27 protein-coding genes are annotated in these 25303 nt (G+C 73.0%); 9 read left to right on the top strand and 18 right to left on the bottom strand.

Going from position 1 to position 25303, the window contains the following annotated elements; translation table 11 throughout:
• Nucleotide 1: 1 nt before the first annotated feature.
• The 3 genes from MJ876_RS05725 to MJ876_RS05735 are packed head-to-tail and all read right to left on the bottom strand — an operon-like array spanning nt 2 to nt 4166.
• Nucleotides 2-1204 carry a glycerate kinase gene (locus tag MJ876_RS05725; protein WP_240235209.1) on the bottom strand — a complete coding sequence of 401 codons (1203 nt, stop codon included), beginning with the start codon at nt 1202-1204 and terminating at the stop codon, nt 2-4.
• Nucleotides 1201-2700, bottom strand: coding sequence for an ATP-binding protein (locus MJ876_RS05730; protein ID WP_240235210.1), 1500 nt, complete (start codon nt 2698-2700; stop codon nt 1201-1203). Before MJ876_RS05730 ends, MJ876_RS05725 begins: the two co-directional genes overlap by 4 nt.
• Entirely contained in the window at nt 2697-4166 is a 1470-nt protein-coding gene (locus tag MJ876_RS05735; RefSeq protein ID WP_240235212.1) for an SLC13 family permease, read from the bottom strand. Before MJ876_RS05735 ends, MJ876_RS05730 begins: the two co-directional genes overlap by 4 nt.
• Nucleotides 4167-4432: 266 nt before the next feature.
• Between MJ876_RS05735 and MJ876_RS05740 the strand changes: the two genes are divergently transcribed.
• Nucleotides 4433-5482 (top strand): serine protease, encoded by a 1050-nt coding sequence (locus tag MJ876_RS05740; protein WP_240235213.1) that lies wholly within the window; start codon nt 4433-4435, stop codon nt 5480-5482.
• 104 nt (nt 5483-5586) lie between these two features.
• Here MJ876_RS05740 and MJ876_RS05745 read toward each other — a convergent pair whose 3' ends face one another.
• Nucleotides 5587-6093 carry an FABP family protein gene (locus MJ876_RS05745; RefSeq protein WP_240235214.1) on the bottom strand — a complete coding sequence of 169 codons (507 nt, stop codon included), beginning with the start codon at nt 6091-6093 and terminating at the stop codon, nt 5587-5589.
• A gap of 23 nt (nt 6094-6116) precedes the next feature.
• Between MJ876_RS05745 and MJ876_RS05750 the strand changes: the two genes are divergently transcribed.
• Nucleotides 6117-6479, top strand: a complete 363-nt coding sequence (locus MJ876_RS05750; RefSeq protein ID WP_240235215.1) for a DsrE family protein — start codon at nt 6117-6119, stop codon at nt 6477-6479.
• A 17-nt stretch (nt 6480-6496) separates the two neighbouring features.
• Nucleotides 6497-6925 (top strand): D-aminoacyl-tRNA deacylase, encoded by a 429-nt coding sequence (gene dtd, locus MJ876_RS05755; protein ID WP_240235216.1) that lies wholly within the window; start codon nt 6497-6499, stop codon nt 6923-6925.
• A gap of 55 nt (nt 6926-6980) precedes the next feature.
• Here the strand turns inward: dtd and MJ876_RS05760 are convergent, their stop codons facing one another.
• The 7 genes from MJ876_RS05760 to MJ876_RS05790 all read right to left on the bottom strand — a co-directional run bounded on the left by MJ876_RS05760 (nt 6981) and on the right by MJ876_RS05790 (nt 11952).
• Entirely contained in the window at nt 6981-7742 is a 762-nt protein-coding gene (locus tag MJ876_RS05760; protein WP_240235218.1) for a hypothetical protein, read from the bottom strand.
• A gap of 127 nt (nt 7743-7869) precedes the next feature.
• Nucleotides 7870-8175 (bottom strand): DUF1416 domain-containing protein, encoded by a 306-nt coding sequence (locus MJ876_RS05765; protein ID WP_240235220.1) that lies wholly within the window; start codon nt 8173-8175, stop codon nt 7870-7872.
• Nucleotides 8175-9023 (bottom strand): sulfurtransferase, encoded by an 849-nt coding sequence (locus MJ876_RS05770; protein ID WP_240235222.1) that lies wholly within the window; start codon nt 9021-9023, stop codon nt 8175-8177. Before MJ876_RS05770 ends, MJ876_RS05765 begins: the two co-directional genes overlap by 1 nt.
• 64 nt (nt 9024-9087) lie before the next feature.
• The gene (locus tag MJ876_RS05775; protein ID WP_240235224.1) at nt 9088-9558 is read right to left on the bottom strand and encodes a DUF4395 domain-containing protein; all 471 of its coding nucleotides are present in this window, start codon (nt 9556-9558) and stop codon (nt 9088-9090) included.
• A 218-nt stretch (nt 9559-9776) separates the two neighbouring features.
• Nucleotides 9777-10223, bottom strand: coding sequence for a thioredoxin family protein (locus MJ876_RS05780; RefSeq protein WP_240235225.1), 447 nt, complete (start codon nt 10221-10223; stop codon nt 9777-9779).
• Nucleotides 10224-10300: 77 nt separating this feature from the next.
• Complete coding sequence (locus MJ876_RS05785) at nt 10301-11566, bottom strand: metallophosphoesterase (protein ID WP_240235227.1); 1266 nt, start codon at nt 11564-11566, stop codon at nt 10301-10303.
• Between the two features lie 68 nt (nt 11567-11634).
• Nucleotides 11635-11952, bottom strand: coding sequence for a MoaD/ThiS family protein (locus MJ876_RS05790; protein WP_240235228.1), 318 nt, complete (start codon nt 11950-11952; stop codon nt 11635-11637).
• A 68-nt stretch (nt 11953-12020) separates the two neighbouring features.
• Here MJ876_RS05790 and MJ876_RS05795 point away from each other — a divergent pair, with 68 nt between their 5' ends.
• From MJ876_RS05795 to MJ876_RS05805, 3 genes are read left to right on the top strand one after another with little or no spacing between them, the layout of a single operon-like run.
• Nucleotides 12021-12743, top strand: coding sequence for a response regulator transcription factor (locus MJ876_RS05795; RefSeq protein ID WP_240235230.1), 723 nt, complete (start codon nt 12021-12023; stop codon nt 12741-12743).
• Nucleotides 12740-13624 (top strand): mycothiol synthase, encoded by an 885-nt coding sequence (mshD, locus tag MJ876_RS05800; RefSeq protein ID WP_240235232.1) that lies wholly within the window; start codon nt 12740-12742, stop codon nt 13622-13624. Before MJ876_RS05795 ends, mshD begins: the two co-directional genes overlap by 4 nt.
• Nucleotides 13625-13666: 42 nt before the next feature.
• Entirely contained in the window at nt 13667-14095 is a 429-nt protein-coding gene (locus tag MJ876_RS05805) for a hypothetical protein (RefSeq protein ID WP_240235234.1), read from the top strand.
• Between the two features lie 33 nt (nt 14096-14128).
• Here the strand turns inward: MJ876_RS05805 and MJ876_RS05810 are convergent, their stop codons facing one another.
• Genes MJ876_RS05810 through MJ876_RS05820 form a run of 3 tightly spaced genes read right to left on the bottom strand, consistent with a single transcriptional unit; the run spans nt 14129 to nt 17050 of the window.
• Nucleotides 14129-15190 carry an alpha/beta hydrolase gene (locus MJ876_RS05810; protein ID WP_240235237.1) on the bottom strand — a complete coding sequence of 354 codons (1062 nt, stop codon included), beginning with the start codon at nt 15188-15190 and terminating at the stop codon, nt 14129-14131.
• A gap of 34 nt (nt 15191-15224) precedes the next feature.
• Nucleotides 15225-16064, bottom strand: coding sequence for an ABC transporter permease (locus tag MJ876_RS05815; RefSeq protein ID WP_240235238.1), 840 nt, complete (start codon nt 16062-16064; stop codon nt 15225-15227).
• Nucleotides 16061-17050 (bottom strand): ATP-binding cassette domain-containing protein, encoded by a 990-nt coding sequence (locus tag MJ876_RS05820; RefSeq protein ID WP_240235239.1) that lies wholly within the window; start codon nt 17048-17050, stop codon nt 16061-16063. Before MJ876_RS05820 ends, MJ876_RS05815 begins: the two co-directional genes overlap by 4 nt.
• Before the next feature lie 130 nt (nt 17051-17180).
• Here MJ876_RS05820 and MJ876_RS05825 point away from each other — a divergent pair, with 130 nt between their 5' ends.
• From MJ876_RS05825 to MJ876_RS05835, 3 genes are all read left to right on the top strand, one after another.
• The gene (locus MJ876_RS05825; RefSeq protein WP_240235240.1) at nt 17181-19370 is read left to right on the top strand and encodes an RNA degradosome polyphosphate kinase; all 2190 of its coding nucleotides are present in this window, start codon (nt 17181-17183) and stop codon (nt 19368-19370) included.
• A gap of 89 nt (nt 19371-19459) precedes the next feature.
• A complete protein-coding gene (locus MJ876_RS05830; RefSeq protein ID WP_240235242.1) occupies nt 19460-20083 on the top strand; it encodes a DUF47 domain-containing protein in 624 nt (207 codons plus the stop codon).
• A 22-nt stretch (nt 20084-20105) separates the two neighbouring features.
• A complete protein-coding gene (locus tag MJ876_RS05835) occupies nt 20106-21110 on the top strand; it encodes an inorganic phosphate transporter (RefSeq protein ID WP_240235243.1) in 1005 nt (334 codons plus the stop codon).
• A gap of 147 nt (nt 21111-21257) precedes the next feature.
• Here the strand turns inward: MJ876_RS05835 and MJ876_RS05840 are convergent, their stop codons facing one another.
• The 4 genes from MJ876_RS05840 to pstC form a co-directional block, all read right to left on the bottom strand.
• Complete coding sequence (locus MJ876_RS05840; RefSeq protein ID WP_240235245.1) at nt 21258-22214, bottom strand: hypothetical protein; 957 nt, start codon at nt 22212-22214, stop codon at nt 21258-21260.
• Between the two features lie 223 nt (nt 22215-22437).
• Entirely contained in the window at nt 22438-23217 is a 780-nt protein-coding gene (gene pstB, locus MJ876_RS05845; protein WP_240235247.1) for a phosphate ABC transporter ATP-binding protein PstB, read from the bottom strand.
• Nucleotides 23218-23265: 48 nt separating this feature from the next.
• Nucleotides 23266-24345, bottom strand: a complete 1080-nt coding sequence (gene pstA, locus MJ876_RS05850) for a phosphate ABC transporter permease PstA (RefSeq protein ID WP_240235248.1) — start codon at nt 24343-24345, stop codon at nt 23266-23268.
• On the bottom strand, nt 24342-25271 hold the full coding sequence (gene pstC, locus MJ876_RS05855; protein ID WP_240235250.1) for a phosphate ABC transporter permease subunit PstC: 930 nt from the start codon (nt 25269-25271) through the stop codon (nt 24342-24344). The genes pstA and pstC overlap by 4 nt, the downstream gene beginning before the upstream one ends.
• Nucleotides 25272-25303 lie beyond the last annotated feature (32 nt).

Consider the following 25303-nt stretch of genomic DNA (forward strand, 5'->3'; position numbering starts at 1 on the left):
GTCACACCGAGCGCGCCTCGGCCTGCTGCCAGGCGAGACGCCGGCCGACCAGCAGCAGCCGCATCGTCTGCTCGGCGGAGGTGGTGAGCGAGTCCCGGACCTCCCGCAGCGCCTGCTCCAGGGTCTGCGGCCGCGTCAGGATCGAGGCGAAGGCGTCGAGACCGGCGTCCAGAGCGGCCTGGACGCCCTCCCCCACCGTCCCGGTCAGGGCGATGATCGGGATGTCGCGCTCGCCGGCGTGACGCGCGACCTCCGCGGGGACCTTGCCGCGGGCGCTCTGCCGGTCGATGGCGCCCTCGGCGGTGATCACGAGGTCGACCCGCCCGAGGAGCGCGTCGAAGTCGAGGTAGCGGGTGATGACGTCGAAGCGCGGGTGCAGCGTCGCCCCGAGCAGCGCCTGGGCACCCGCCCCGAGCCCACCGGAGGCCCCGGACCCCGGGGAGCTCCGGACGTCGTGGCCGGTGTCGCGGTCGAGCACGTCGGCGTACGTGTCGAGGGCGTCCTCGAGGGCGCGGACCGTCTCCTCGTCGGCCCCCTTCTGCGGGCCGAAGACCCGTGCCACGCCGCGGGGGCCGGTCAGCACGTTGTCCCAGTTGCAGGCGACCTCGATCTCGGTCGCCGTCAGACGCGGGTCGAGCCCGGAGAGGTCGACGGACGCCAGGCGCGAGAGCTCGCCGCCACCGCGGCCGAGCTCGGTCCCGTCGGCGTCGAGCAGCCGTGCGCCCAGGGCCTGGGCCATGCCGGCACCCCCGTCGTTGGTGCCGGAGTCGCCGCACCCGAGCAGGATGCGCCGGGCGCCGGCGTCCAGCGCGGCGGTGATCAGCTCGCCCACCCCGTACGTCGTGGTGCCCAGCAGGTCCCGCTGGTCGCGCGGCACGTGGCGCAGGCCGGCGGCGGCCGCCATCTCGAGGACGGCGGTCGGCGGGGGCACCTGCCCGTCGTCCCCGGGGGTCGGCTCCAGCAGGCCGAAGTAGGAGTCGACCGGCTCACCGACCGGGCCGGTGACCGTGACGTCGTGGAGCGTGCCGCCGACGGCGTTGACCAGGGTGCGGGCGAAGCCCTCGCCCCCGTCGGGGACGGGGGTCTTGAGGATGAGCGCGTCGGGGACGGCGCGACGGACCCCGGAGGCGACGCAGTCGGCGACCTCCTCGGCACTGAGGCTCTCCTTGAAGCCGGAGGGGGCGATGAGCACGCGGAGTCTCATGGGGTGGTCCTTCCTTCACGGGGGCGGCGGGGGCGAGGGCCGGGGCGGGCCCGGCCCGGGTCGGTGGGCAGCAGCACCCGGGCGGTCGTGCCGCGCCCGTCGGGCCCGGTGCGCAGGCTGAGTCGGCCGCCGTGCTGCTCGACGACGGCGGTGGCGAGGCGGAGGCCGACACCTCGGGTGTCGTCGGGGCGCGGGGTGCCGTCGTGCAGCCACGCGACGTCCGCCCGGCGGAAGCCCGGCCCGTCGTCGCTGACCTCGAGGGCGATCCCGCCCTCCGCGTCGGAGGCGGAGAGGCGGAGCGACCCGCCGCGCTCCGGCAACGCGTCGAGGGCGTTGCGGACGAGCTCGGACAGCGTCTCGCGGAGGCGGGCCCGGTCGGCGACCAGCGGTGAGGACAGGCCGGCGGCGTCGATGCCGAGGGCGACCGCGCGTCGGACCAGCTCGTCGGCGACCCGGCCCACGACGTCGTGCAGCAGGGCCGCCGGGTCGACGACCACCAGGTCCAGGTCGACGGGGTGGCCGATCGAGCCGAGCCGGTCGACGGCCAGGCGGGCGGCGGCGACGCGGACCGTCAGCGTCGCGGCCCGTTCCGGCTCGAGCGCGGGAGCGGCGGCGGTCACCTCGTCCGCGAGGCCGTCGACGACGCGGCTCAGGACGAGGCGGGCGTCGTCGCCGCCGTCGGTCCCCATCGAAGCCGGCCTGTCGTCGGCGTCCTCCACCCGCTGGGCGAGCTGGTTGAAGTCCCGGCTCAGCAGGCCGATCTCGTCGTCGGAGCCCTCCGGCAGGCGCACGCCGGTGCGGCCCGCGGCGAGCTCGGACAGCCCGCGGTGCAGCTCACGGACGGGTCGGAAGACGCCCCCGGCCAGGAACGCGCCGATGAGGAGCAGGAGCGAGACGACGCCGAGGCCGGCGACGACGAGCGCGATGCTCGCCGTGCGGCGGGCCGCCGAGGCACCCTCCCGCACCTCCTCGCGCTTCACCTCGTCGCTGGCGACCGCGGCGTCGGTGACCGCGTCGAAGGGCTCGAAACCCTCCTCCTCGACGCGCTCCAGCTCGCCCCGCGCGTCGCCCCGGCGGCCCTGCTCGACGAGGTCGAACACCCTGTCCGCCCGGTCGTCGAGCACCGCCGCGGCAGCACGGACCTGCTCGACCTCGCGCTCCTCGGCGGCGTCCTCGGCGAGCGAGGCCCAGTCGTCGAGGACGGACGCGATGCCCGCGGTCCGCTCCTCGTAGTCCTGCCGCGCGTCGGGGTCGCCGCCGAGCGTGGCGTCGGGCACCTCCTTGAACGCCTCGAACGTCAGCGCACGGGCCTCCATGAGCCGCAGGCTGCGCAGGTAGTGCCGCTCCTGCTCCTCCTCCGAGGCACGCCACTGGGTCAGGGTGTAGCCGTTCACGCCGACGACCAGCACACCGATCGCGCCCAGCGCGGTGAAGGTGGCGGCGAGGCGGCGCGAGAGGCTGCGGCGGGGCGCCGGGCGGCCGGAGTCGTCGCTCACAGGGCCAGCCCCGTCCACTGCCACCAGCCGAGGTAGAAGACGACGACGAGGACGACGTGGACCGGCAGGAGGACCGCCGAGAGCCGCATCAGGTCCGCCGGCTCGAAGGTCTCCTCGTCGAGCTCGGCGTACAGCAGCAGCGCCTTGCTGCTCACGGCCATCGTCAGGCAGTAGTCCATGCCCACGGTGCCGATGAAGACCACCGCGACCGGGTCGAGGTCGAGCGAGGCGGCGAGCGAGAGGACGGCGGGCACGAGCGCCGCGGCCCGGGCGGCGTGCGAGGTCATGTAGAGGTGCGAGGTCAGCGTCAGCAGCGCGAGGACGACCAGGACGAGCAGCACCGACCTGGTCTGGCTGATGCCGGAGAAGGTGAAGAGGCGGTCGACGACCCAGGCGGCGGCGCCGGTGTCGACGAGGGCCTCGCCGAGCACGAGGGCGGCGCCGACGAACACGACGAGGTTCCAGGAGACCGCGGCGACGCCGTCCTTCCAGGCCATGACGCCGACGCCGGGCGCGGTGAGGACGACGGCCCCCGCGAGGGCGACGAAGGCGACCTCGAGCCCGTGCAGGGCCTCGGTGGACCACAGCGCCACCATCACGGCGGTCACGACCAGGGTCCGCCGCTCGGACGGGCTCAACGGACGCCGTTCGCCGCGCGGCAGGGTGAGCGGCGTCCGGCGGAGCTCGGCGCTGAGGAACATCCGGCCCACCACCCAGCAGGACACGGCGCTGGCCGCGACGCCGAAGGGCGCGCCCCACAGCAGCCACTGGCCGAACGAGATGGACGAGCCGGTGGCGTCGTCGAGCAGGTCGACCGCGATGAGGTGCGAGCCGGCGCCGACGAGGGTGCAGATCGTCGACACCAGGACGACGACGGGGACGAGCACGGACAGTGCGCGGGTCACCGACCGGTCGTCGACGGCGCGGGTCAGGCTGCGGTGGACCGGCAGCATCACGGCCGCCCGGCCCGAGGTCGACGGGATCAGCACCGAGAGCGGGACGAGCATGGTGGTGACGGCCCAGGTCGCCCCGCCGACGGTCCGGACCCGGCGACCGACCACCGACGTCAACCGGCCCGCGAGCCCGGTCGACCGGATCGCGCCGCCGAGCACGAAGGCCCCGACCATCAGCCACACCACGTCCGCGGCGAGGGCCTCGAAGAGGTCCTCCTGCTCCGCGCCGCCCAGTGCGGTCAGCCCCACGGCGCAGGCCAGGGCGACCCACGCGGCCGGCAGACGGGTCGTCGACCACAGGACGACGGCCACCCCGAAGGCGAGGAGCGCAGCCCGGGCGTCGGCCTCCAGGGTCCGCGGGAGCTGCACCAGGACGACGACGCCCAGGACGCTCGCGAGGGGCACCACGGCGCCGTCCAGGCGACGACGGACCCCGCCGCCCACCGGGGGTGGCGGCGTCGGGACCGACGGTCGACCCGCCGCGGTCAGCTCGATGAACTCCGAGTTGCGCATCCGGGAACGCTAGGTGCCGGGCGGCCTCGAGACCCGCTTCCCGAGCCAACATGAGAGGACTCTCAGACGGGCGTCATCCCGCTCTCATCGACCGGACCGGGACCGGGAGCGAACGCCCCGGCTAATTCCGTGGACGACCTCGGCGCACCGCTGCCAGTGTCGGCCTCACCGACGGTGCGGAAGCAGTCCGCACGGACCGGGCGTCGGTCTCTCCCGTCGCGACCCCCTCGGGTCGCGCCCATTCCTGTGCACGGAGGAACAGTTCCATGAAGCACCGCACCCTCACCCGACTCGCTCTCCCGGCTGCGGCGCTCAGCGTCCTGGCCGGTCTCGCCCCCGCGGCCACCGCGGCGCCGGCCGGCAGCGTCGGCACCGTCGTCGGCGCCTCCGGGGCCGGCTCCGGCGGCGACGCGATCGCCGCCCACGAGATGGGGCTCAGCGAGGGGCTCGTCGACCGGGCCGGACGGACCTCGTCCGCCCGCGCGCTGCGCGACTACTGGACGCCGGCCCGCATGCGGGCGGCCCAGCCGGTCGAGGCCCCGTCGTACACGCCGGCCGACCTCCGGGCGGCCGCCGAGGAGGTCGAGCCGACCCCGCTGCGCGAGGTCACCCAGCCGGCCCCCGCGCCGACCCGTCGCGCCACTCCGCCCTTCTCGTACGTCGCGGGCAAGGTCTTCTTCTCCAACAGCGACGGCGACTTCATCTGCTCGGCCGCCGCGATCAACTCGAAGTCCAAGAGCATCGTCTCCACGGCCGGCCACTGCCTGCACGGCGGTGGCGCGGACGGCGAGTGGGCGTCCAACTGGGTCTTCGTGCCCGGGTACAACCGCGGCAAGAAGCCGAAGGGCATGTTCGCCGCGACCGACGGCTTCGCCATGCAGGACTGGGTCGACAACGGCGCCTCGCCGACCGGCTTCAACCGTGACTTCGCGTTCGCCCGCCTGGGCAGGAACGCCAAGCGCCAGACCGTCGTCGGCGCCGTCGGCGGCAACGGCCTGACCGTCGGCGGGGCCTACCGCCTCGACCTGCGGATCTTCGGCTACCCCGGCAACATCGCGAACGGCGAGGTCCAGAAGACCTGCGCGAAGAAGTCGCAGAAGGTCGACTGGGAGGGCTTCTCCTTCCGCGCGGTCGCCGGCTGCGGCTTCGGCGGCGGCTCGTCCGGCGGCCCCTGGGTCACCGGCTACAACGCGAGGACCGACGTCGGGCAGCTGCGGGGCATCACCTCGTTCGGCCCGGCCGACAACTCCTTCATCGCCACGCCGTACTTCGACAAGAACGTGCCGAACCTGCTGAAGGCGGCCGACGCCGGCTGACGCTCGCACCACGCCACGAGCCTCGAGACCCGATGAGCGGCCCTGGAGCCGGTCACCGGGTCTCGAGCTCGTCGCGCTCGCGCCCCCGGCCACCGGCGGGCCGCTCAGGCGCGCTGGAGGCGGGCCCAGATGTGGGGCTGCAGCTCCTGGCCGACGGCGTTCATGTCGAACGCGTAGAGCAGGTCGCCCTCGACGTTGCCGTACAGGCGTGAGCCACCGGCGTACTCCTTGGCGGTGGCGGTCCGCATGACGCCGTCGGTGGTGAGGTCGAGCTTGCCGCCGGACGCCTCGCCGTACCAGATCTCGGCGAAGCCGGTGTTGTGGGCGAGGACCATCTCGACCTGCGCGGTGCCCTTGCCGTCGGCCTTGCCGCGCAGGAAGCCGGTCTCGATGGCGGCGTCGCGGACCTTCTCGCCGTCCGCGTCGACGATCCAGGCGCGCGACATGTAGTGGAGGAACGGCCGCCCGTCGTGGGTGAAGATCAGCTCCTGGCCGAACTCGAACCTCTCGATCGTCGGGTAGTCGCCGTGACCGTTGCCGCGCCAGGTGCCGAGCAACCAGGCGAGGGGGGCGACGTCCGGGTGCAGGTCGGACGGGAGCTCGAAGGCCATGGGACGAAGTCTAGGGTCGAGCCATGTCGCGCCCGCTGGTCGTCAAGGTCACCTGCGGCGCGGAGGACCCCGAGCGCTGCAACCAGGGCTTCACCGTCGCCGCGACCGCCCTCGCGGCCGGCGCGGAGGTGTCCTTGTGGCTCACCGGTGAGGCGGCGTGGTTCGGCGTCCCCGGTCGCGCCGAGGCGTTCGAGCTGCCGCTGGCGACACCGCTGGCGGACCTCCTCGCCGCCGTCGTCGCGGGCGGCACCGTCACCGTGTGCACGCAGTGCGCCGACCGCCGCGGCATCACCCCCGAGGGGGTCCTGGACGGCGTCCGCGTGGCCGGGTCCGCGACGTTCGTCGAGGAGGCGCTGCGCGAGGGGGCGCAGGCGCTCGTCTACTGACTTGGTTGGATGACCGGGTGCGAGCCGTCGTCCAACGCGTCACGTCCGCCTCGGTCACCGTCGACGGCGCGGTCGTCGGCGCGATCGACACCCCCGGGCTGCTGGTCCTGCTCGGGGTGACGCACGACGACGGGCGCGCCCAGGTCGAGTGGATGGCGCGCAAGCTGTGGGGCGTGCGGGTCCTGCGCGACGAGCAGAGCGTTTCCGACGTCGACGCGCCCCTGCTCGTGGTCAGCCAGTTCACGCTGTACGGCGACGCCCGGAAGGGGCGCCGTCCGACCTGGAGCGCCGCCGCGCCGGGAGCCGTCAGCGAGCCGCTGTACGACGCGGTCTGCAGCGAGCTCGAGACGCTCGGCGCCACCGTCGCCCGCGGGGTGTTCGGCGCGGACATGGCCGTCGCGTCGGTCAACGACGGCCCCGTGACGCTGGTGCTCGACACGCCCTGAGCCCCGGTCCGCGGGGTCGATCGGTCTGTGGGCCGCTGGGTCGCTGGGTCGGCGGTCAGGCGCGCCCGAGCGACTGCCGGAGGACCGGGTCGGCCGCCGCACGCCGCACGAGGTCGGCGAGCTCGGGGGCGGACGGCGCCAGCCCCTCCAGCTCGAGGCCCAGGACGCCCGCCGGGCCGCGGTCGTCCAGCCGGACCCCACCGCGCCACGCACGGCCCGGCGGGCCGAAGCGCTCCTCCCCGTGGACGGCACCGGGGTCGGTGAGGAGCAGGAGGCGGTCCGTGTCCGCCGGACCGCCGCCCGGGGTGTCGACGACGTCGCGCAGCTCTTCCCACCCGAGGGTCCATCGGCGCCCGCGGTAGGAGTGCGCGATCCGGGTGGGGGTCAGCCAGACACCCCCGGCGAGGTCGCGTCGGTGCGGCGAGCCCGACCACACGCAGCAGCCGCCCGCGAGCGCCAGCAGGACAGCGAGCACCCACTCCCCCGCCAGGACGGCGGGCACGGCGCCGAGCAGCACCGCCAGACCCAGCAGGGCGAGTCCCCAGGACGAGACCTGCGTCGGTCGCGGGTCGCGTCCCAGGACGAGGGCCGGCTCGCCGTCCCACCGCCCCGGCGCGGCCGCGGGTGCTGCGGGCCGGACGTCGACCACCAGGCGCGCGAGACCGCAGACCCCGCAGGCGAGGAGCCCGCCGGCGACGAGCGCGCTGGCCTGGCCGGAGGCGTCGGGCAGCCGGACCGCCGCGTGGAGGGCGAACACGGCCGCCACGAGCAGGAGGACGACGACGCCGAGGGCGCGCAGGAGCCGTGACCTCAGCACGGCTCACCCGTGGCGTCCACGAGACCCACCATGAGGGCTGTCTTCCCCGGCAGCGGGCCCCGGAAACGCCCCGGCCCGCCGTCCACGGGGGACGACGGGCCGGGTCGCGAGACCAGCGAGTGGTGCCTCAGATCGCGACGACGGCCTCGGCGACGACGCCGGTCCTCGCGGCGATCCTCACGTCGACGGGGTCGGCCTTGGGGGCCAGGGTGCGCAGCGTCCACTCGCCGTCGCCGGCGAAGAACCGGAAGTGGCCGGACGCGGACGTCGGGACCTCCGCGGTGAACTCACCGGTGCGGTCGAGCAGGCGCACGTAGGCGTTGCCCACGGGCTCGCCGCCCTCACCGCCGCGGAGCACCTGGCCCTGGATGATGGCCTCCTTGGCGACGTCGATCCCGTCGAGGGACAGACCGCCCTTGGTCGCGCCGCACATCAGGCCTCACCGCGCTCGTCGCCGAGGGTGACGGGGACGCCGACGAGCGAGCCGTACTCGGTCCACGACCCGTCGTAGTTCTTGACGTTCTCCTGGCCGAGGAGCTCGTGCAGCACGAACCAGGTGTGGCTCGAGCGCTCGCCGATGCGGCAGTACGCGATGGTGTCCTTGTCCCAGTCGACGCCGGCCTCGGTGTAGATCTCCTTCAGCTCCTCGTCGGACTTGAAGGTGCCGTCGTCGTTGGCCGCCTTGGACCACGGGACGTTCGCCGCGGTCGGGATGTGGCCGGCGCGCTGCGCCTGCTCCTGCGGGAGGTGCGCCGGGGCCATGAGACGGCCGGCGTACTCGTCGGGGCTGCGGACGTCGACGAGGTTCTTCACGCCGATCGCCTCGACGGTCTCGTCGCGGAAGGCGCGGATGTCGTTGTTCGCCGGCTTGGCGGTGTACGACGTGCGCTCGCGGGTGACCTCGTCGGAGACGAGCTCGCGGGAGTCGAGCTCCCACTTCTTGCGGCCGCCGTCGAGCAGCTTGACGTCGTCGTGGCCGTACAGCTTGAAGTACCAGTAGGCGTACGCGGCGAACCAGTTGTTGTTGCCGCCGTACAGGACGACGGTGTCGTCGTTGGAGACGCCCTTGGCGGACAGGAGCTCGCCGAACTGCTCGGCGTTGACGAAGTCGCGGCGGACCTGGTCCTGCAGGTCGGTGGTCCAGTCGAGCTTGATGGCGCCCTTGATGTGGCCCTTGTCGTAGGCGGCGGTGTCCTCGTCCACCTCCACCAGGACGACGTTCGGGGTGTCGAGGTTGTCCTCGACCCACTGGGCGGTGACGAGGGCGGACTCGCGGCTCATGTGCGACCTTTCGTTGGGGATCTGGTGTCGTGCTGTGTCTGGTGCTGTGCCTGTGGTGCTGGTGTCAGGCGGTGCGGGCGCCGTGGTCCTTCAGGCGGCGCGCCACGAGGTACATCTCGCAGCCGAGGCAGAGGCCCGCGGCGGCGTTGAGCAGGGCGGCCACGAGGGCGAGGCCGACGAACAGGTGGCCGACGAACGTCGCCCCGAGCAGCACGAACACGAGCGCGACGCCGGTGAAGGCAAGGCCGACGGCCTGGGCGAAACGCTGCGGCGCGCCGGCGTGGTGGTCGGGCTCGGCCGGCGGCGCGAGGCGGGGGCGGACGACGGTGCGGAACAGCGCGGCGTACGGCGTCGCGGGCGGGCCGGCGAGGGCGCCGACAGCGAAGACGGCGGTCTGCAGCGCGAGCAGCGCCGTCCCGACGATGCTCTCGCCGAGCAGCAGGACCACGACCAGCACGAGGCTGGTCAGTGCCGCCGCGAAGCGCGCGGCGCGCGGGTCGGCCGCGCGACTCGGCGCGGCGGTGGGGCTCGACATGGTTCTCCTGAGGGTGTCCGGACGGGGGGTGGGGCAGCCGTACGGCGCTTCCCGTGGCTCAGGACGGTGCTGAGGGCAGGGGTCGGCGACGGCTCAGCGCATGCGACACAGCGCCGAGCGGACGCGGCAGTGGTCCACCGCGCGTCGGCGGGTCAGCATGGTCGTGGACACAGGGCCACCGTAGGCGGCTGGCGGCGCCTCGTCGCATCGGGGTCTCATCATCTGGACTCGGTGTCCGACATCTGGGACAGAGCGCCGAGCACCTGGTCGCGCGTGGGGGCCCCGGAGGCCCGCGTGGTCTCGGCGCCGTCGGCGTCCAGGACGAGCGTGGTGGGGGTGCGCATGACGTTCAGCCGCCGCACGAGGTCGAGGTGCTGCTCGGCGTCCACCTCGACGTGGGCGACCCCGGGGACCAGCCCCGCGACCTCACCGAGGGTCACCCGGGTGGCGCGGCAGGGGGCGCAGAAGGCGGAGGAGAACTGCAGCAGCGTCGCCCGCTCCCCGGGCTCGGCACCGAGCGCCGCCCAGGTCTGCGGGTCGATCGCGGGCTCCACGGCCTTCTCCTCGGGGTGGGTGCCGATCGCCTCGCTGAAGCGGCCGTCGACGCTGCGGTGCCACACCGCCAGGACGGCGGTGAGCGCCAGAGCCCCGAGGACGATCCACACACCGGTCACGGTGGGCCCAACGTCGCCGGCGTGGCCGTTATGCCGCGCCCCGGGGTGACTGGGCCGTGAGGAGCCCCTCAGTCCAGGTCGGGGTTGAGGGCGAGGTGGCCCGAGCTCTCGGTGACCCGGCCGCTCGGGCTCAGCGTCAGGGTGCCGGTCTCGGTCGAGAACGGGTCGAGCACGACCTTCCACGGCATGGTCTTGTTCGTGCTCCACAGCCGCCGGCCCCGGGGGTCGGTGGGCACGACGGACTGCTTGCGGATCTGGCGGCTGACGAGCGAAACGGTGCCGTCCGCGGCGACGCTGCCGGTGAGGAAGCGGATGGTGCCGAACTTCGCGAGGCCCCCGTGGGAGACCTGGAGCGGGTCGCCGGGGGCACGCTGGACGGCGGTGTCGGCGTGGACCTCCCCCGACAGGTACAGGTCGACGTCGCGGGCTCGCAGCAGCCTCCAGAAGGGGCTGTCCTCCCCGCCCCGCAGGCGGATCGCACTGGTGGCGAAGCGCCGTACTGGGCCGAGGACGGGCACGTGACCCTGCACGATGACGGTGTCGGACGCCCTCGTCCGCGCGAGCACGCGGCGCACCCACGCGAGCTGCTCGCCCTCCACGGTCGCGGCGATGCCCGCCTTCTGCGACGCGAACACGTCGACCGTGACCAGCAGGACGCCGGGCGCGAGCCAGGTGGCGTAGGCCGTGTCGGCGTGCTGGCCCTTCCGCGGGTGCATGCGGTAGCGGTGCTCGCCGCCCGGGACGGTGAAGTGACGGGCGAAGACCCGCTTGTACCGGGGGAACAGGCGGTACTGGCGGCCCCGGGCGCGGGCCAGGTTGTCGCCCACCTCGTGGTCCCCGACCGCCTCGTGCACGCGAGCCGGGTCCACCCCGGCGGCGCGCCAGAACGACTTCCAGCGGGGGTAGTAGACGTTGCCGGCCCGGGTGACGGTGGCGTCGCCGGTGCCGAAGACCCGGTCGTCCCGCTTGTCGAGGTGCCACTGCCCCTCGACGAGGTCCCCGGCGACCAGGTAGTCGTCCGCGTCGAAGGCGGCGAGCTGGCCGAAGATGTTCTCGACGTTCTTCGCCCAGTGGCCGTTCCAGGAGTTCGGCATCCCCGGCCGCCAGGTCGGCGCCGAGCGGACGTCCCCGAGGTCGCCGTTGAAGAGGTCCGGCGACGAGACGAAGGTGTACGCCGGCCGCTCGGCGTCCCGGCCGGACGCGTCGGGTCCGGCGCCCGCGACCGTCCCGGCCGCGGAGCTCGACGGCCCCGGACCGCTCAGCACCACGACGAGGGCGAGCACCGCGGCGCACACGACCGCGGCGGGGCCCGCCGCGCGTCGCGTCGTCGTCATCGGTCCCCCAGGGCGGCCCGGCTCGGTCGGCCGGGGCGGGGTCACCCTACGCGGGGCGGCGGTGGTCCTCAGCCGCCCGCGAAGGGCGGGAGGTACTGCACCGACTGCCCGGGCTCGACCCGGACGGCGGCCGGGTCCCCCGTGCCCGCGGGCCGGTCGTCGACCAGCACGGAGCACACGCCGAGCACCTGCCGCAGCCGCGCGTCGTCCCCGTGGGACTCCAGGACGGCGGCGGTCACCGCGGCGAGGGTGGTGGGACCGTCGACGGGCAGCTGCGCCTCGGCCGCTCCGGCGGCCGCCCGGGCAGCCGCCCAGAAGTGCACCGTCACCACGCCGGGGGTGGCGTGGGCGGCGTCACGGGCCTCGGTGGTGCTGTCCGGGTGCATGGCTCCAGTATCCTCAGTCCCTCCACGGTTTCCCGGGCCGACCGCCACCAGGACCAGCGAGGACCAGCATGAGCACCCTGTTGCTGCTGACCAGCGCGCTGCAGCCCTCTGCCGAGGTCATCCCCGGGCTGGCCCTGCTGCGCCACACCGTGAAGGTCCTGCCCGCCGAGGGCAGCGCCCTGCTCGAGGCGCCGGCCGCCGACCTGATCCTCGTCGACGGCCGCCAGGAGCTGGCCGCGAGCCGCGACCTGTGCCGCCTGATCCGGACCACCGGCACCCAGGTCCCGGTCATCCTCGTCGTCACCGAGGGCGGCCTGTCCGTGGTCGCCGCCGACTGGGCGATGGACGACGTCGTGCTCACCACCTGCTCACCCGCCGAGCTCGAGGCCCGCATCCGGCTCGCGACCGACCGGGTCACGGCGGCGCGGGACGCCGAGGACCCCGACTCCCACGTCATCCGTACCGGCGAGGTCGTCGTGGACGACGCGACGTACACCGCGAAGGTGGGCAAGCGGTCGCTCGACCTCACGTTCAAGGAGTTCGAGCTGCTGAAGTTCCTGGCGCAGCACCCGGGTCGGGTGTTCAGCCGCCAGCAGCTGCTGCAGGAGGTGTGGGGCTACGACTACTTCGGCGGCACCCGCACCGTCGACGTCCACGTGCGGCGCCTGCGCGCCAAGCTCGGGCCCGAGAACGAGACCCTCATCGGCACCGTGCGCAACGTCGGCTACCGCTTCGTGCTGCCGACCAAGGAGCACGAGGCCAGCGAGACACGTCACGGCGCCGACGCGTGACGTCCACCCCCGCCACGGGGCTGGACGCCGACGTCCTCGCCCGGGTCGAGCAGGTCGCGCGGGCCTGCGCCGAGGCCGACGGCGCGCAGCCGTTCGACGAGGCGACCTGGCGGGCGCTGCGGCACCGGCCCGCCACCGACCTCGGCTGGTGGTCGGCCGAGGACGCCGTCGCACTGCTCGTGGACGGTGAGCTCGGGCTGGCCGTCGACCCGGCGGCGCGGGGCCGCGGCCGGGGCCGCGACCTGCTCGAGGAGGTGCTCGCGGTCGCCGACGGCGAGCCGCTGCGGGCCTGGTCGCACGCCGACCACCCGGCGGCGCGCGTGCTCGCCGACGCCCACGGCTTCGACGTCGTGCGCGAGCTGTGGGTGATGCGCCGTCCCACCGGCAAGCCGCTCCCGCCCGTCGTCCTGCCCGACGGCGTCCGGGTGGACACCTGGACCGACGCGGACGCCGACGAGCTCGTCGCGGTCAACGCGGCCGCGTTCGCGGCACACCCCGAGCAGGGGGCGATGGATCGCGAGGACCTCGCCGAGCGCATGGAGCAGGACTGGTTCGACCCCGCCGGGCTCTTCCTCGCCCGCGACACCGCCACCGGGGAGCTGCTGGGCTTCCACTGGACGAAGCGCACCTCGGAGCGCCTCGGGGAGGTGTACGTCCTCGGGATCTCGCCGGCGGCCCAGGGCCGGGGCCTCGGCACGGTCCTCACCCTCGTCGGGCTGCACCACCTCGTGGACGGCGGGCCCACCGGCCGCGGCGTCGACGAGGCCGAGCTGTACGTCGAGGCGGACAACGACGCGGCCGTCGCCGTCTACGCCCGCCACGGGTTCACCCACGCCGGCGTCGACACCCACGTGATGTACGCCCGCGGCCCGTCGTCCTGAATCCCTGGACCCTCGACGCCGGGCGTCCCTGGCGTCCGCGCCGTGAACACCCGATCCCGCGCGACCGCCGTCGCCGTCGTGGCCACCCTCGCCCTCGCCCCCCTGATGTCCGCGTCCCCCGCCCAGGCCGCGACGGACCGCGTCGTCGACACGGCGGGCGACCCCGACACCCTCGAGCTCCGCGACGACCTGCACGACCCCGCCCGCACCACCAACCCGCGGTCGGCGGACATCCGCTCGGCGCGCATCGACCACGACCGGGTCGTCACCCTGAGCGTGGTGCTGGACGACGTCCGCCCCGCCGACGAGGTGAAGGTCCAGGGCCTCTTCCGCAAGGTGGGCCGGGCGAGCGCCTTCGGCGTCGACGCGCTGTACGCCCCGGAGACGTTCGTCGTGGACGACGGGCGCCGCGACGACACCGCTGGGGGTCCCTCGCTGACCAGGATCGCCGGGAACGTCCGCTTCCGCTGACCGCCGACAGGGGCCGATGCGGCCCGGCCGGCCTCAGCCCAGCGCCACCCGCAGCGCCGACGCGAGCTCCCGGGTCGCGAGGCGGGAGGTCGGGGCGACGCCGACGAAGTTCAGGAAGCCGTGGATCTGGCTGGGGTGCCGTCGCACCTCGGCGCGGACGCCGGCCCGCTGCAGCACGAAGCCGAGGTCCTCGCCCTCGTCGCGCAGCGGGTCCCACCCCGCCGTCGCGACGTGGGCGGGCGCCATCCCCGCGGGGACCTCGTCGGCGAGCAGCGGCGAGATGCGCGGGTCGGTGCGGGTCGCGGGGTCCGGGGTGTAGTGGTCCGTGACCTGCTCGATGAAGCGTCGGGTCAGCAGGTAGCCCTCGGCGTACGTGTCGCGGCTGCCGCCGGTGCGGGTGGCGTCGGTGACCGGGTAGGCGAGCAGCTGGAAGGCCAGCGGCGTCCCCTCCTGGGCGGCCCGGCGGGCGACGTGGGTCGCGAGGTTGGCGCCGGCGGAGTCGCCGCCGACGGCGAGCCGGTCGACGTCCGCACCGACCAGGTCGGGGTGCTCGAGGACCCAGCGGTACGCCGTCCACGCGTCGTCGTGGGCCGCGGGGAACGGGTGCTCGGGGGCGAGGCGGTACTCCACCGACAGCACGCGGACGCCCGCCTCCTCGGCGAGGAAGCGGCAGGGTCCGTCGTGGCTCTCGAGGTCACCGGAGACGAAGCCACCGCCGTGGAAGAAGACCAGCATCGGCGCCCGCTGCTCGAGCAGGCGGGCGCGCGGGACGTAGAGCCGGGCACGGAGGCCGCCCGGGTCGTCGGGGCCCTCGCCCAGCACCAGGTCGCGCACCGAGGCCACCCGACGGCGTCCGCCGGCGGCTGCGGCCTGCCGGTCCAGGGCGACCCGGGTGCCGGGGACGTCGAGGTCGCCCAGCTGCGGCTCCCCCGCCAGGCGCGACAGCCCCAGCATCAGGCGCAGGTCGTTGGCCAGCCACTGGCCCTGCCTCACCTGCGGCGAGGTCAGCCGGCGCCGCACAGCGCCGGGCAGCGCCAGGATCGTCTTCAGTGCTGCTGCCTGCGCGAGCTCGCCCGCACCCCGACGTCTGACCATGGCCAGCGACTTTATCGAGGCGCGGGCACGCTCCTCAGGAGGCCCGGTTGTAGAGCCGCAGCGCGATCGGCGAGAACACCGCGGTGATCGCCACGGCCAGCACGAGCACGAGCGTGATGTCACCGGCGTCGGGGACGCCGTCCATCAGCCCGCGGGCCGCCTCGACGAGCAACGAGACCGGGTTGACCTCGACGAAGGCGCGCAGCCAGCCCGGCATCGTCTCCGGCGGCGCGAACACCGACGAGACGAAGGTCAGCGGGAACAGGATCATCATCGCCGCGCCCATCACGGCGTTCGGGGTGCGCAGCTTCAGCCCCAGGATCAGCCACAGCCAGCTCATCGAGAAGCAGAACGCCACCAGGACGGCGACCGCGGCGACGATGCCGAGCAGCCCGCCGGGGGCGCGGTAGCCGATCGCCACCCCGACGACCACGACGACGGTCGAGGCCATGAGGTAGCGCAGCGAGTCCCCGAGCAGGGCGCCGACCAGGAGGGAGGGCCGCCACACCGGCAGCGAGCGGATGCGGTCGAAGACGCCCTTCTCGATGTCGGTGTTGATCGTCATCGCGGTGTACATCGTGATGAAGACGACCGTCTGCACGAGGATCCCGGGCAGCGCGTACTGCAGGTACTCCCCCGGCGTCCCCGAGATCGCGCCGCCGAAGACGAACGTGAACATGACGGTGAACATCACCGGGAACATCGTGACGTCGAACAGCTGCTCCGGGACGTGCTTGATCTTCAGCAGCGCCCGCCAGCCGAACGTCAGCGACGAGCTCAGCGGCCCGGCGGGCGCCGGGCGCTCGGAGGACCCGAGGGCGGCGAGGACCTTGTCGGTCTCGGTGCGGGGCGGGGCGGCCTGGACGGTGCTCACGCGACGGTCTCCTTCTGCTGGTCCTGGTGGTCCTGGTCGTCGGCCGGACGGCCGGTGAGGGCGAGGAAGACCTCGTCCAGGCTGGGCTGGCCGAGCGCGTACTCGCTGATGCGGACGCCGTGGTCCCCGACGCGGGCGAGCGCCCCGGCCACCGCCGTGGGGTCGTCGACCCGCATCGACAGCGACGCCGGGTCGGACCCGAGGTCGGCGGGGGCGCCGAGGCTCTCGGTGAGCAGGGCGGCGACCTCGGTGCGGCGTGCCGGGTCGGCCACCCTCACCGTCAGGGCGCCGGAGCCGACCGAGGCCTTCAGCTCACCGCTGGTGCCCTCGGCGATGACGCGGCCGTGGTCGATGACCGAGATCCGGTCGGCGAGCTGGTCGGCCTCCTCGAGGTACTGGGTCGTCAGTAGGATCGTCGTCCCCGCCCCGACCAGCGCCCGCACGATCGCCCACACCTGGTTGCGGCTGCGGGGGTCCAGGCCCGTGGTGGGCTCGTCGAGGAACATCAGCTCGGGGCGGACGACGATGCTGCCGGCGATGTCGATGCGCCGTCGCATGCCGCCCGAGTAGGCCTTGACCTGCTTGCCCGCCGAGGCGCTCAGGTCGAAGGCCTCGAGCAGCTCGGCGGCGCGGTCGCGGGCCGCCGTCCGCGAGTAGCCGTACAGCCGCGCGAGGAGCACCAGGTTCTCGAAGCCGGTGAGGTCCTCGTCGAGGGAGGCGAACTGGCCCGTCATCGCGACCCGCGCCCGCACCTCGGGGGCCTCGCGGACGACGTCGTACCCGAGCACGCGGGCCTCGCCCGCGGTCGGGACCGTGAGCGTCGCCAGCATGCGGATCGTGGTGGTCTTGCCGGCGCCGTTGGGCCCCAGCACGCCGTGGATGCCGCCGGAACCGACCGCCAGGTCGACACCGTCCACGGCGCGGTTCTCCGTCTGTCCGGACCGGTAGACCTTCACCAGGTCCGTGGTCTCGATGGCCAGGCTCACGAGGTGTCCTCCTGCTCGACGCGGGGTGTGCGTGCTGGGTCGACCGCGGCGTGGCGCAGAACTCATCGGTCGCCCCCCGAGGCCGTGGCGAGGACACCATCCGTTCACCCGGCGGTGGGAGGATGAGGGCATGACCACCGACTCCTCCTCGCTGGCCGCCCACGTCGCCGGGTCGGTCGAGGACGGCCCCGTGGACGTCGGCCCCGCCGCGGTCGGGTCGGACAGCTTCGACGTGGAGCCGCCGTACGTGCCGGACCTCGAGGCCGTCGGCGCCGTCCAGAAGTACGACGACCGGTTCCTCGACCGTGAGCTGTCGTGGCTGGCGTTCAACCAGCGCGTCCTGGAGCTCGCGGAGGACCCCGACCTGCCGCTGCTCGAGCGGGTGCGCTTCGCCGCGATCTTCGCGAGCAACCTGGACGAGTTCTTCATGGTCCGCGTCGCCGGCCTGAAGCGTCGCATCGCCGCCGGCGTCGCCGTCCGCGCCGCCTCGGGGCTGCTGCCGCGCGAGGTGCTCAACGCGATCCATGCCAAGACCGGGGAGCTCGCCGAGCGCCACTCGGGGCTGTTCGTCGACACCCTGATCCCCGAGCTGGAGTCGGCGGGCATCGAGCTGCTCCGCTGGGAGGAGCTCGACCGCGACGAGCAGAAGCACTGCAAGCGGCTGTTCAAGGACCGGGTCTTCCCGGTGCTGACCCCGCTCGCCGTCGACCCCGCGCACCCGTTCCCCTACATCTCCGGGCTGTCGCTGAACCTCGCGGTGATGGTGCGGCACCCGAAGACGGGCAAGGAGCACTTCGCCCGCGTGAAGGTGCCGCCGATCTTCGACCGGTTCGTCTCGCTGGGCAACCAGCGCTTCGTGCCCCTCGAGGACGTCATCCGCGAGCACCTCAAGCGGCTGTTCCCGGGCATGGAGATCGTCAAGGTCCACTCGTTCCGCGTCACCCGCAACGAGGACCTCGAGGTCGAGGAGGACGACGCCGAGAACCTGCTCGCCGCGCTCGAGAAGGAGCTGCTGCGCCGCAAGTTCGGCCCCGCCGTCCGTCTCGAGGTCGAGGAGTCGATCGACCCCGACGTCCTCGGGCTGCTGAAGTCGGAGCTCGACGTCACCGACGACGAGGTCTTCCGCCTCCGCGGTCCGCTCGACCTGCGGGGCCTCGGCGACATCGCCGACCTGCCGCGCGAGGAGCTGAAGTACCCGACCTTCGTCCCGACGACCCACACCCACCTCGCGGAGGTCGAGTCGTCGTCCCCGGTGGACGTGTTCAAGTCGGTACGCCGCCGCGACGTGCTGCTGCACCACCCGTACGACTCGTTCGCGACCTCGGTGCAGCGGTTCATCGAGCAGGCCGCGGCGGACCCGCAGGTGCTGGCGATCAAGCAGACGCTCTACCGCACCTCGGGCGACAGCCCGATCATCGACGCCCTCATCGACGCCGCCGAGGCCGGCAAGCAGGTGCTGGTGATCGTCGAGATCAAGGCGCGCTTCGACGAGCAGGCGAACATCCGGTGGGCCCGCAAGCTGGAGCACGCCGGCTGCCACGTGGTCTACGGCCTCGTCGGGCTGAAGACCCACTGCAAGCTGGCGATGGTCGTCCGCGACGAGCCGGACGGCATCCGGCGCTACACCCACATCGGCACCGGCAACTACAACCCCAAGACCGCCCGCCACTACGAGGACCTCGGCCTGCTGACCGCCGACGAGGTCATCGGCGAGGACGTCGCGCACCTGTTCAACAACCTGTCGGGCTACTCGCGGCAGAGCACCTACCAGCGGCTGCTGGTCGCACCGGACTCCATCCGGGACGGGCTCGTCGCGCAGATCCACGCCGAGATCGCCCACCACAAGGCCGGGCGGCCCGCGCGCATCCGCATCAAGGCCAACTCGATCGTCGACGAGGCCGTGATCGACGCGCTCTACCTCGCCTCGCAGGCCGGCGTACCGGTGCAGCTGTGGGTGCGGGGCATCTGCGCGCTGCGGCCCGGCGTACCGGGGCTGTCGGAGACCGTCGAGGTCCGCTCGGTGCTCGGTCGCTACCTCGAGCACTCCCGGATCACGTGGTTCGAGAACGGCGGCGAGCCCGCGGTGTGGATCGGCTCCGCCGACCTGATGCACCGCAACCTGGACCGGCGGGTCGAGGTGCTCGTGCGTCTGCCCAGCGAGGCCTCGATCATGGAGGTCGGCCGCCTGCTGGACCTGGGGCTCGGCGACGACGCCGACACGTGGCACCTCGACAGCGACGGCGGGTGGACCCGCCACCGCGGCCCGGTGCACGTGCAGGACGAGCTGATCGCCCGCCAGCGCGCGCGGCGACGGGGCTGAGGGGACCGACGCACCGGGCGGGTTGTCCGGTCCGGCGGGCGCGGTCCTAGAGTGGGTCGCCGTCCGTCCCCCACCCATCGAGGTCCGCAGTGGCATTCCGGTTCCGTCCGGTCGACGCGTCCTTCTTCGACCTCTTCTCCGAGTCGGCCAAGCACCTCGTCGTCGGTGCCGGCCTCCTCGCCGAGATGCTCGCCGAGGGCGCCGACCACGCCGACGTGGCGCGACGCATGCGCGACGCCGAGCACGCCGCCGACGAGACGACCCACAGGATCATCCGTGAGGTGAACTCGACGTTCGTGACGCCCTTCGACCGCGAGGACATCTACCGTCTGGCGTCCGGGCTCGACGACGTCATGGACCTGATGGACGAGGCCGTCGACTTCATCCTCCTCTACGAGGTGAAGGAGCTGCCCGCCGAGCTCTCGACCCAGGTCGAGGTCCTGCAGCAGTGCGCCGAGGTCACCGCCGCGGCCATGCCGAAGCTGCGGTCGATGAAGGACGACGAGCTGTCGGAGTACTGGATCGAGATCAACCGGCTCGAGAACGCCGGCGACAAGCAGCACCGCCGCATCCTCGCCGCCCTGTTCGGCGGGAAGTTCAAGGCGATCGAGGTCCTCAAGCTGAAGGACATCGTGGAGACCCTCGAGGAGGCCGTCGACGCCTTCGAGAAGGTCGCGAACACGGTCGAGACCATCGCGGTCAAGGAGTCCTGAACGCTGCGATGAGCACCCGCTGATGAGCGCCGAGCTCGCGATCGTCATCACGGTCGTCGTCGTCGCCCTGGTCTTCGACTACACCAACGGCTTCCACGACGCCGCCAACGCGATCGCCACCTCCGTCTCGACGCGCGCGCTGACGCCGCGCATCGCGCTGGCCATGGCCGCGGTCATGAACTTCCTCGGCGCGTTCCTGGGCCAGAAGGTCGCGAACACCGTGTCGGAGGTGATCAGCCCACCCCCCGACGCCCACGGCCTGGTGATCGTGCTCGCCGGCCTGCTCGGGGCGATCGCCTGGAACATGGTGACCTGGTACTTCGGCCTGCCCTCGTCGTCCTCGCACGCGCTGATCGGCGGCCTCGTGGGCTCCGCCGTCGCCGCCGGGACGGTCGTCAAGTGGGACACCGTGATCGACAAGGTCCTGATCCCCATGATCTTCTCGCCGCTGTTCGCCTTCGCGGCCGGCGGCCTGGTGATGCTCGCGATCATGTGGATCTTCCGCCGCGCCAACCCCGGCCGCGCCAACCGCCGCTTCCGCGCCGCCCAGACCGTCTCCGCCGCGGCGATGGCCCTCGGCCACGGCCTGCAGGACGCCCAGAAGACGATGGGCGTGATCTTCCTGGCGCTGCTGACCGGCGGGTACGCCTCCGCCGGCGACGACCTCCCCTTCTGGGTGATCTTCTCCGCGGCCGCCGCGATCTCGCTGGGCACCTGGTCGGGCGGCTGGCGCATCATGCGCACCCTCGGCCGCCGCATCATCGACCTCGACCCCGCCCGCGGCTTCGCCGCCGAGTCCGTCGCCGCCTCGGTGCTGTACACCACGGCGTACGTCTACGAGGCCCCCATCTCCACCACCCACACCATCACCTCCGCGGTGATGGGCGTCGGCGCCACCAAGCGCCTGTCCGCCGTCCGCTGGGGCGTGGCCCGCTCGATCCTGACCGCCTGGGTCCTCACGTTCCCCGCCGCCGGCCTCGTCGCCGCCGGCTCCTACCTCGCGCTCTACGCCGCGCTGGGGATCTAGCGGCGCCGTTCCGCTCGTCGTCCACAGGCTCGGAGCGGCGATCCGGGTAGTCCCCTGACCTTCTGTCGCCGGCGGGCCCCTTTGACGACCGATGCTCAGGGGACTACCGCAAGAGAGGGCGTGACCTGTGGATCAGCGGCGACCGGGTCAGCTGGCGCGGCGATCGGCGACGGTGAGTCGGGGGTGCCAGCCGCGGGGCGGGGTGAGTGTCCATGCCCTGGCGGAGGGGTCCTCCCAGCGGGCCCGGGCCCGGGTCCGCCGCATGCGCGCCGCGAGGGCCTCGCGCGAGGCCACCTGCCCGGCGACGACGGTGAACGTCTCGAGCCCGGCACCGCGCAGGTGGTCCTCCCGCCGGACGTCACGGCGGCGGTTGGTCGGTCCGAGATGCCAGGCGGCGCCGTCGTACTCACCCGCCACGCCGGCGACGGGGTCCAGGAGGTCCGGGGTTCCCAGGTGCCGGCCGCGACGGTCGAACACCGGTTGGTTGCACAACACCATTGGTAGGTGGGCGTCGAGGAGCCAGACCAGTCGCATGCGGGTCTCGGGAGGGGACCAGGAGTTCTCGGAGATGAGCGGGAGAGCGTCGCGCACCCGCTGCACGCCGGTCCAGCCCGACAGGTACGGGAGGTAGGCGTCGATCTCGGAACGGGACACGAGGTTCGCGAACGCCGCCATGTCGGCCGCGACGATGCCCTCGCGGTCGCCCACCGGGTAGCGCAGCTCGAAACAGACACTGCGTACCGGGACGGTCACCGGGACGCCGTCGACGACCACCACGTCGGCGGGACTGAGTCGCTCGGCGGAGAACGCGTGGCCGGGGAACGGCCGGAGGTCGGCGTTCATGGCGAGAAGGACGACGTCCCGCTCCTCGCGCCCGTCCGGTGTGCGCCCGTCGAGCCAGCCGGCGCCCAGCCACCGCAGTCCGGCCCACCCGGTGATCGCCCCCCGCTCGGGCAACCGTGCGGCCGCCTCGACGATGCGTTGCTCGGGCGTGTGGGCGTCCACCCACGACGGCACGTAGAGACCGGGCCCGCTGCGGCGCCACCCGGGACCCCGGGCCTTCCCCGGGGTCGGCCCCACCTCACCGGCAGGGTCGATCCGCACCGGCCACACCAAGCCGGGTCGCAGGTCGGAGGGCGCTGGTCGCACCCGGCGATCGTGGACCGATCAGCGGCTCGCGCGTGGTGGTCTGTCCTCAGGCCCTGAGGACGGTGCGGGTAGTCCCCTGAGCAACGGTCGCCTCGAGGGGTCCGGGACGACAGAACCTCAGGGGACTACCCGGCGGAGGGACTCCCGCTGTGGAGAACTCCGTCCTGGGACGGGCTGTTCAGCCGAAGCGGCCGGAGATGTACGCCTCGGTGGCGGGCTCGTCGGGGTTGGAGAAGACCTTCTTGGTCGGGTTGAACTCGACGAGCTGGCCGGGCTGGCCGGTGGCCTTGAGGTTGAAGAAGCCGGTCTCGTCGGAGACGCGCGCGGCCTGCTGCATGTTGTGGGTGACGATGACGATCGTGTAGTCGGACTTCAGCTCGTGGATGAGGTCCTCGATCGCGGACGTCGAGATCGGGTCGAGGGCGGAGCAGGGCTCGTCCATGAGGAGCACCTGGGGCTCGACGGCGATCGCGCGGGCGATGCACAGGCGCTGCTGCTGGCCGCCGGAGAGACCCATGCCGGGCTTGTTGAGGCGGTCCTTGACCTCGTTCCAGAGGTTGGCGCCCTTGAGGGAGCGCTCGACGATCGAGTCGGCCTCGGACTTCTTCATCCGGCGGGAGTTCAGGCGGTTGCCGGCGAGGACGTTGTCGTAGATCGACATCGTCGGGAACGGGTTCGGGCGCTGGAAGACCATGCCGATCTGGCGGCGTACGGCGACCGGGTCGATCGACGGGTCGTAGAGCGACTGCCCGTCGACGACGACCTTGCCCTCCACGCGCGCGCCGGGGATCACCTCGTGCATGCGGTTCAGGGAGCGCAGGAAGGTCGACTTCCCGCAGCCCGACGGACCGATGAAGGCGGTGACCGAGCGGGCCTTGATCGTCATGTTGACGCCCTGCACGGCGAGGAAGTCCCCGTAGTAGATGTTCAGGTCGGAGACGTCGATGCTCTTGGCCATGGTTCCAGTGTGTCCTTCTCTGGGTGGTGCCCGGTGCAGGTCGGCGCGTCAGCGCCCGGTCTTGGGGGCGAAGACCTTGCCGACGACGCGCGCCAGCAGGTTCAGCAGCATGACGATCGCGATCAGCACGAGCGCCGCGCCCCAGGCGCGCTCGATGCTCGGGTCCGGCGGCACGCCCGGCTGGGTGTAGGCGTAGTAGATGAAGACCGGCAGGGTCTGCATGCGGTCGGCGAACAGGTTGAAGTTCACCGAGTCCGTGCTGCCGGCGATGATCAGCAGCGGGGCGGTCTCGCCGATGACGCGGGCGATCGCCAGCGTGACGCCGGTGAGGATGCCGCTCAGCGAGGTCGGCAGGACCACCTTCACGATCGTGCGCCACTTCGGCACGCCCAGCGCGTACGACGCCTCGCGGAGCTCGTCCGGGACGAGCTTCAGCATCTCCTCGGTCGCGCGGACGACGACGGGGATCATCAGCAGGCTCAGCGCCACCGAGCCACCGAAGCCCAGGCGGACGCCGGGTCCGAAGATGAGGACGAACAGGGCGTAGGCGAACAGGCCGGCGACGATCGACGGGATGCCGGTCATGACGTCGACCAGGAAGGTGATGGCCTTCGCGAGCCGGGCCGTGCGGCCGTACTCGACGATGTAGATCGCCGTCATGATGCCGACCGGGACCGAGATCACGGTCGCGCCGAGCGTGATGAGCAGCGTGCCGATGAGGGCGTGGTAGATCCCGCCCGGCTCGTCGCCGATCACGCCGCGCATCGAGTAGGTGAAGAACTCGGCGGACAGGGCCGGGATGCCGTTCGACAGCACCGTCCACACCAGCGACGCCAGCGGGACGAGGGCGACAGCGAAGGCCGCCCACACCACGGACATGACGAGCCGGTCGACGCCGCTGCGACGGCCCTCCAGCGCCCACGCCCACACCGTGATGCCCACGATGAAGGTCAGGCCGGCCAGGATCGCCATCGCGATCAGGCCGCCACCCAGGATCATGCCCAGGCCGACACCGACGGCCAGGGCCGCTGCGGCGACGAGGTACGGCGCGGAGCCCGGCATGCGGGGGCCCGACAGCGGCATCGCGTCCCGCGACGGCGCCGGCTTCTTCTCCAGCGTCTGGCTCATCGGCTCATCCTCCGGGCGGAGCTCCCCGCGATGTAGCGGGCGGCGAAGTTGACGGCGAAGGTGATCGCGAAGAGCACCAGGCCGCTGGCGATCAGCAGGTTCACCGCGAGACCCGTCGCCTCGGGGAAGCGCAGCGCGATGTTCGCGGCGATCGTCGACGGGTTGGTGCTCGAGATGAAGTTCAGGGTGATGACGCCGCTGGCGGACAGCACGAGCGCGACGGCCATCGTCTCGCCGAGGGCGCGGCCCAGGCCGAGCATGGTCGCCGAGATCATGCCGGAGCGGGCGTACGGGAACACCGCCATCCGGATCATCTCCCAGCGGGTGGCGCCCAGGGCCAGGGCGGCCTCCTGGTGCAGCGTCGGCGTCTGGGCGAAGATCTCGCGGCAGATCGCGGTGATGATCGGCAGGATCATGATCGCCAGCACGACGCCGGCGGTGAAGATGGTGCGGCCGGTGGTGGACGCCGGGCCCGCGAAGAACGGGATCCACGGCACCGTGTCGGCGAGCCACCGGTAGAGCGGGACGAGCTGCGGGCCGAGGACCGTGATCCCCCAGACGCCGTACACGACGCTGGGGACGGCGGCCAGCAGGTCGACGACGTACCCCAGCGGCTTGGCGATCCGCTTCGGGGCGTAGTGGGAGATGACCAGCGCCATGCCCACCGCGAAGGGGGTGGCGATGACCAGGGCGATGAGCGCCGCCACGAGGGTGCCGTAGACCAGCGGCCACACGTAGGAGACGAAGGAGGCGTCGGTCTCCTCCCTGGCCCCGAGGATGCCGGGGATGCCCTCGTACAGCAGGAAGACGGCCACACCGGCCAGGGCCAGCAGGATGACCAGGGCCGCGGCGATGGCCGTGCCCTTGAAGATCGCGTCGCCCGGCCGGCGTCCGCCCGCCCGCGTCTCGTCGATCGTCGTACTCACTCGTGCTCCTCGTGCTCGCCCTGCCGTCCCGG

This window comes from Nocardioides sp. CFH 31398 (assembly GCF_022436705.1).
Taxonomy (GTDB): Bacteria; Actinomycetota; Actinomycetes; order Propionibacteriales; family Nocardioidaceae; genus Nocardioides.

What these genes read in the sequence shown, in the direction of transcription:
- MJ876_RS05725 (WP_240235209.1), bottom strand. Translation starts at nt 1,204, where the DNA reads ATGAGACTCCGCGTGCTCATCGCCCCCTCCGGCTTCAAGGAGAGCCTC.
- MJ876_RS05735 (WP_240235212.1), bottom strand. Translation starts at nt 4,166, where the DNA reads ATGCGCAACTCGGAGTTCATCGAGCTGACCGCGGCGGGTCGACCGTCG.
- MJ876_RS05740 (WP_240235213.1), top strand. Translation starts at nt 4,433, where the DNA reads ATGAAGCACCGCACCCTCACCCGACTCGCTCTCCCGGCTGCGGCGCTC.
- MJ876_RS05745 (WP_240235214.1), bottom strand. Translation starts at nt 6,093, where the DNA reads ATGGCCTTCGAGCTCCCGTCCGACCTGCACCCGGACGTCGCCCCCCTC.
- MJ876_RS05750 (WP_240235215.1), top strand. Translation starts at nt 6,117, where the DNA reads ATGTCGCGCCCGCTGGTCGTCAAGGTCACCTGCGGCGCGGAGGACCCC.
- MJ876_RS05765 (WP_240235220.1), bottom strand. Translation starts at nt 8,175, where the DNA reads ATGTGCGGCGCGACCAAGGGCGGTCTGTCCCTCGACGGGATCGACGTC.
- MJ876_RS05770 (WP_240235222.1), bottom strand. Translation starts at nt 9,023, where the DNA reads ATGAGCCGCGAGTCCGCCCTCGTCACCGCCCAGTGGGTCGAGGACAAC.
- MJ876_RS05775 (WP_240235224.1), bottom strand. Translation starts at nt 9,558, where the DNA reads ATGTCGAGCCCCACCGCCGCGCCGAGTCGCGCGGCCGACCCGCGCGCC.
- MJ876_RS05785 (WP_240235227.1), bottom strand. Translation starts at nt 11,566, where the DNA reads ATGACGACGACGCGACGCGCGGCGGGCCCCGCCGCGGTCGTGTGCGCC.
- MJ876_RS05790 (WP_240235228.1), bottom strand. Translation starts at nt 11,952, where the DNA reads ATGCACCCGGACAGCACCACCGAGGCCCGTGACGCCGCCCACGCCACC.
- MJ876_RS05795 (WP_240235230.1), top strand. Translation starts at nt 12,021, where the DNA reads ATGAGCACCCTGTTGCTGCTGACCAGCGCGCTGCAGCCCTCTGCCGAG.
- MJ876_RS05810 (WP_240235237.1), bottom strand. Translation starts at nt 15,190, where the DNA reads ATGGTCAGACGTCGGGGTGCGGGCGAGCTCGCGCAGGCAGCAGCACTG.
- MJ876_RS05825 (WP_240235240.1), top strand. Translation starts at nt 17,181, where the DNA reads ATGACCACCGACTCCTCCTCGCTGGCCGCCCACGTCGCCGGGTCGGTC.
- MJ876_RS05835 (WP_240235243.1), top strand. Translation starts at nt 20,106, where the DNA reads ATGAGCGCCGAGCTCGCGATCGTCATCACGGTCGTCGTCGTCGCCCTG.
- pstB (WP_240235247.1), bottom strand. Translation starts at nt 23,217, where the DNA reads ATGGCCAAGAGCATCGACGTCTCCGACCTGAACATCTACTACGGGGAC.
- pstA (WP_240235248.1), bottom strand. Translation starts at nt 24,345, where the DNA reads ATGAGCCAGACGCTGGAGAAGAAGCCGGCGCCGTCGCGGGACGCGATG.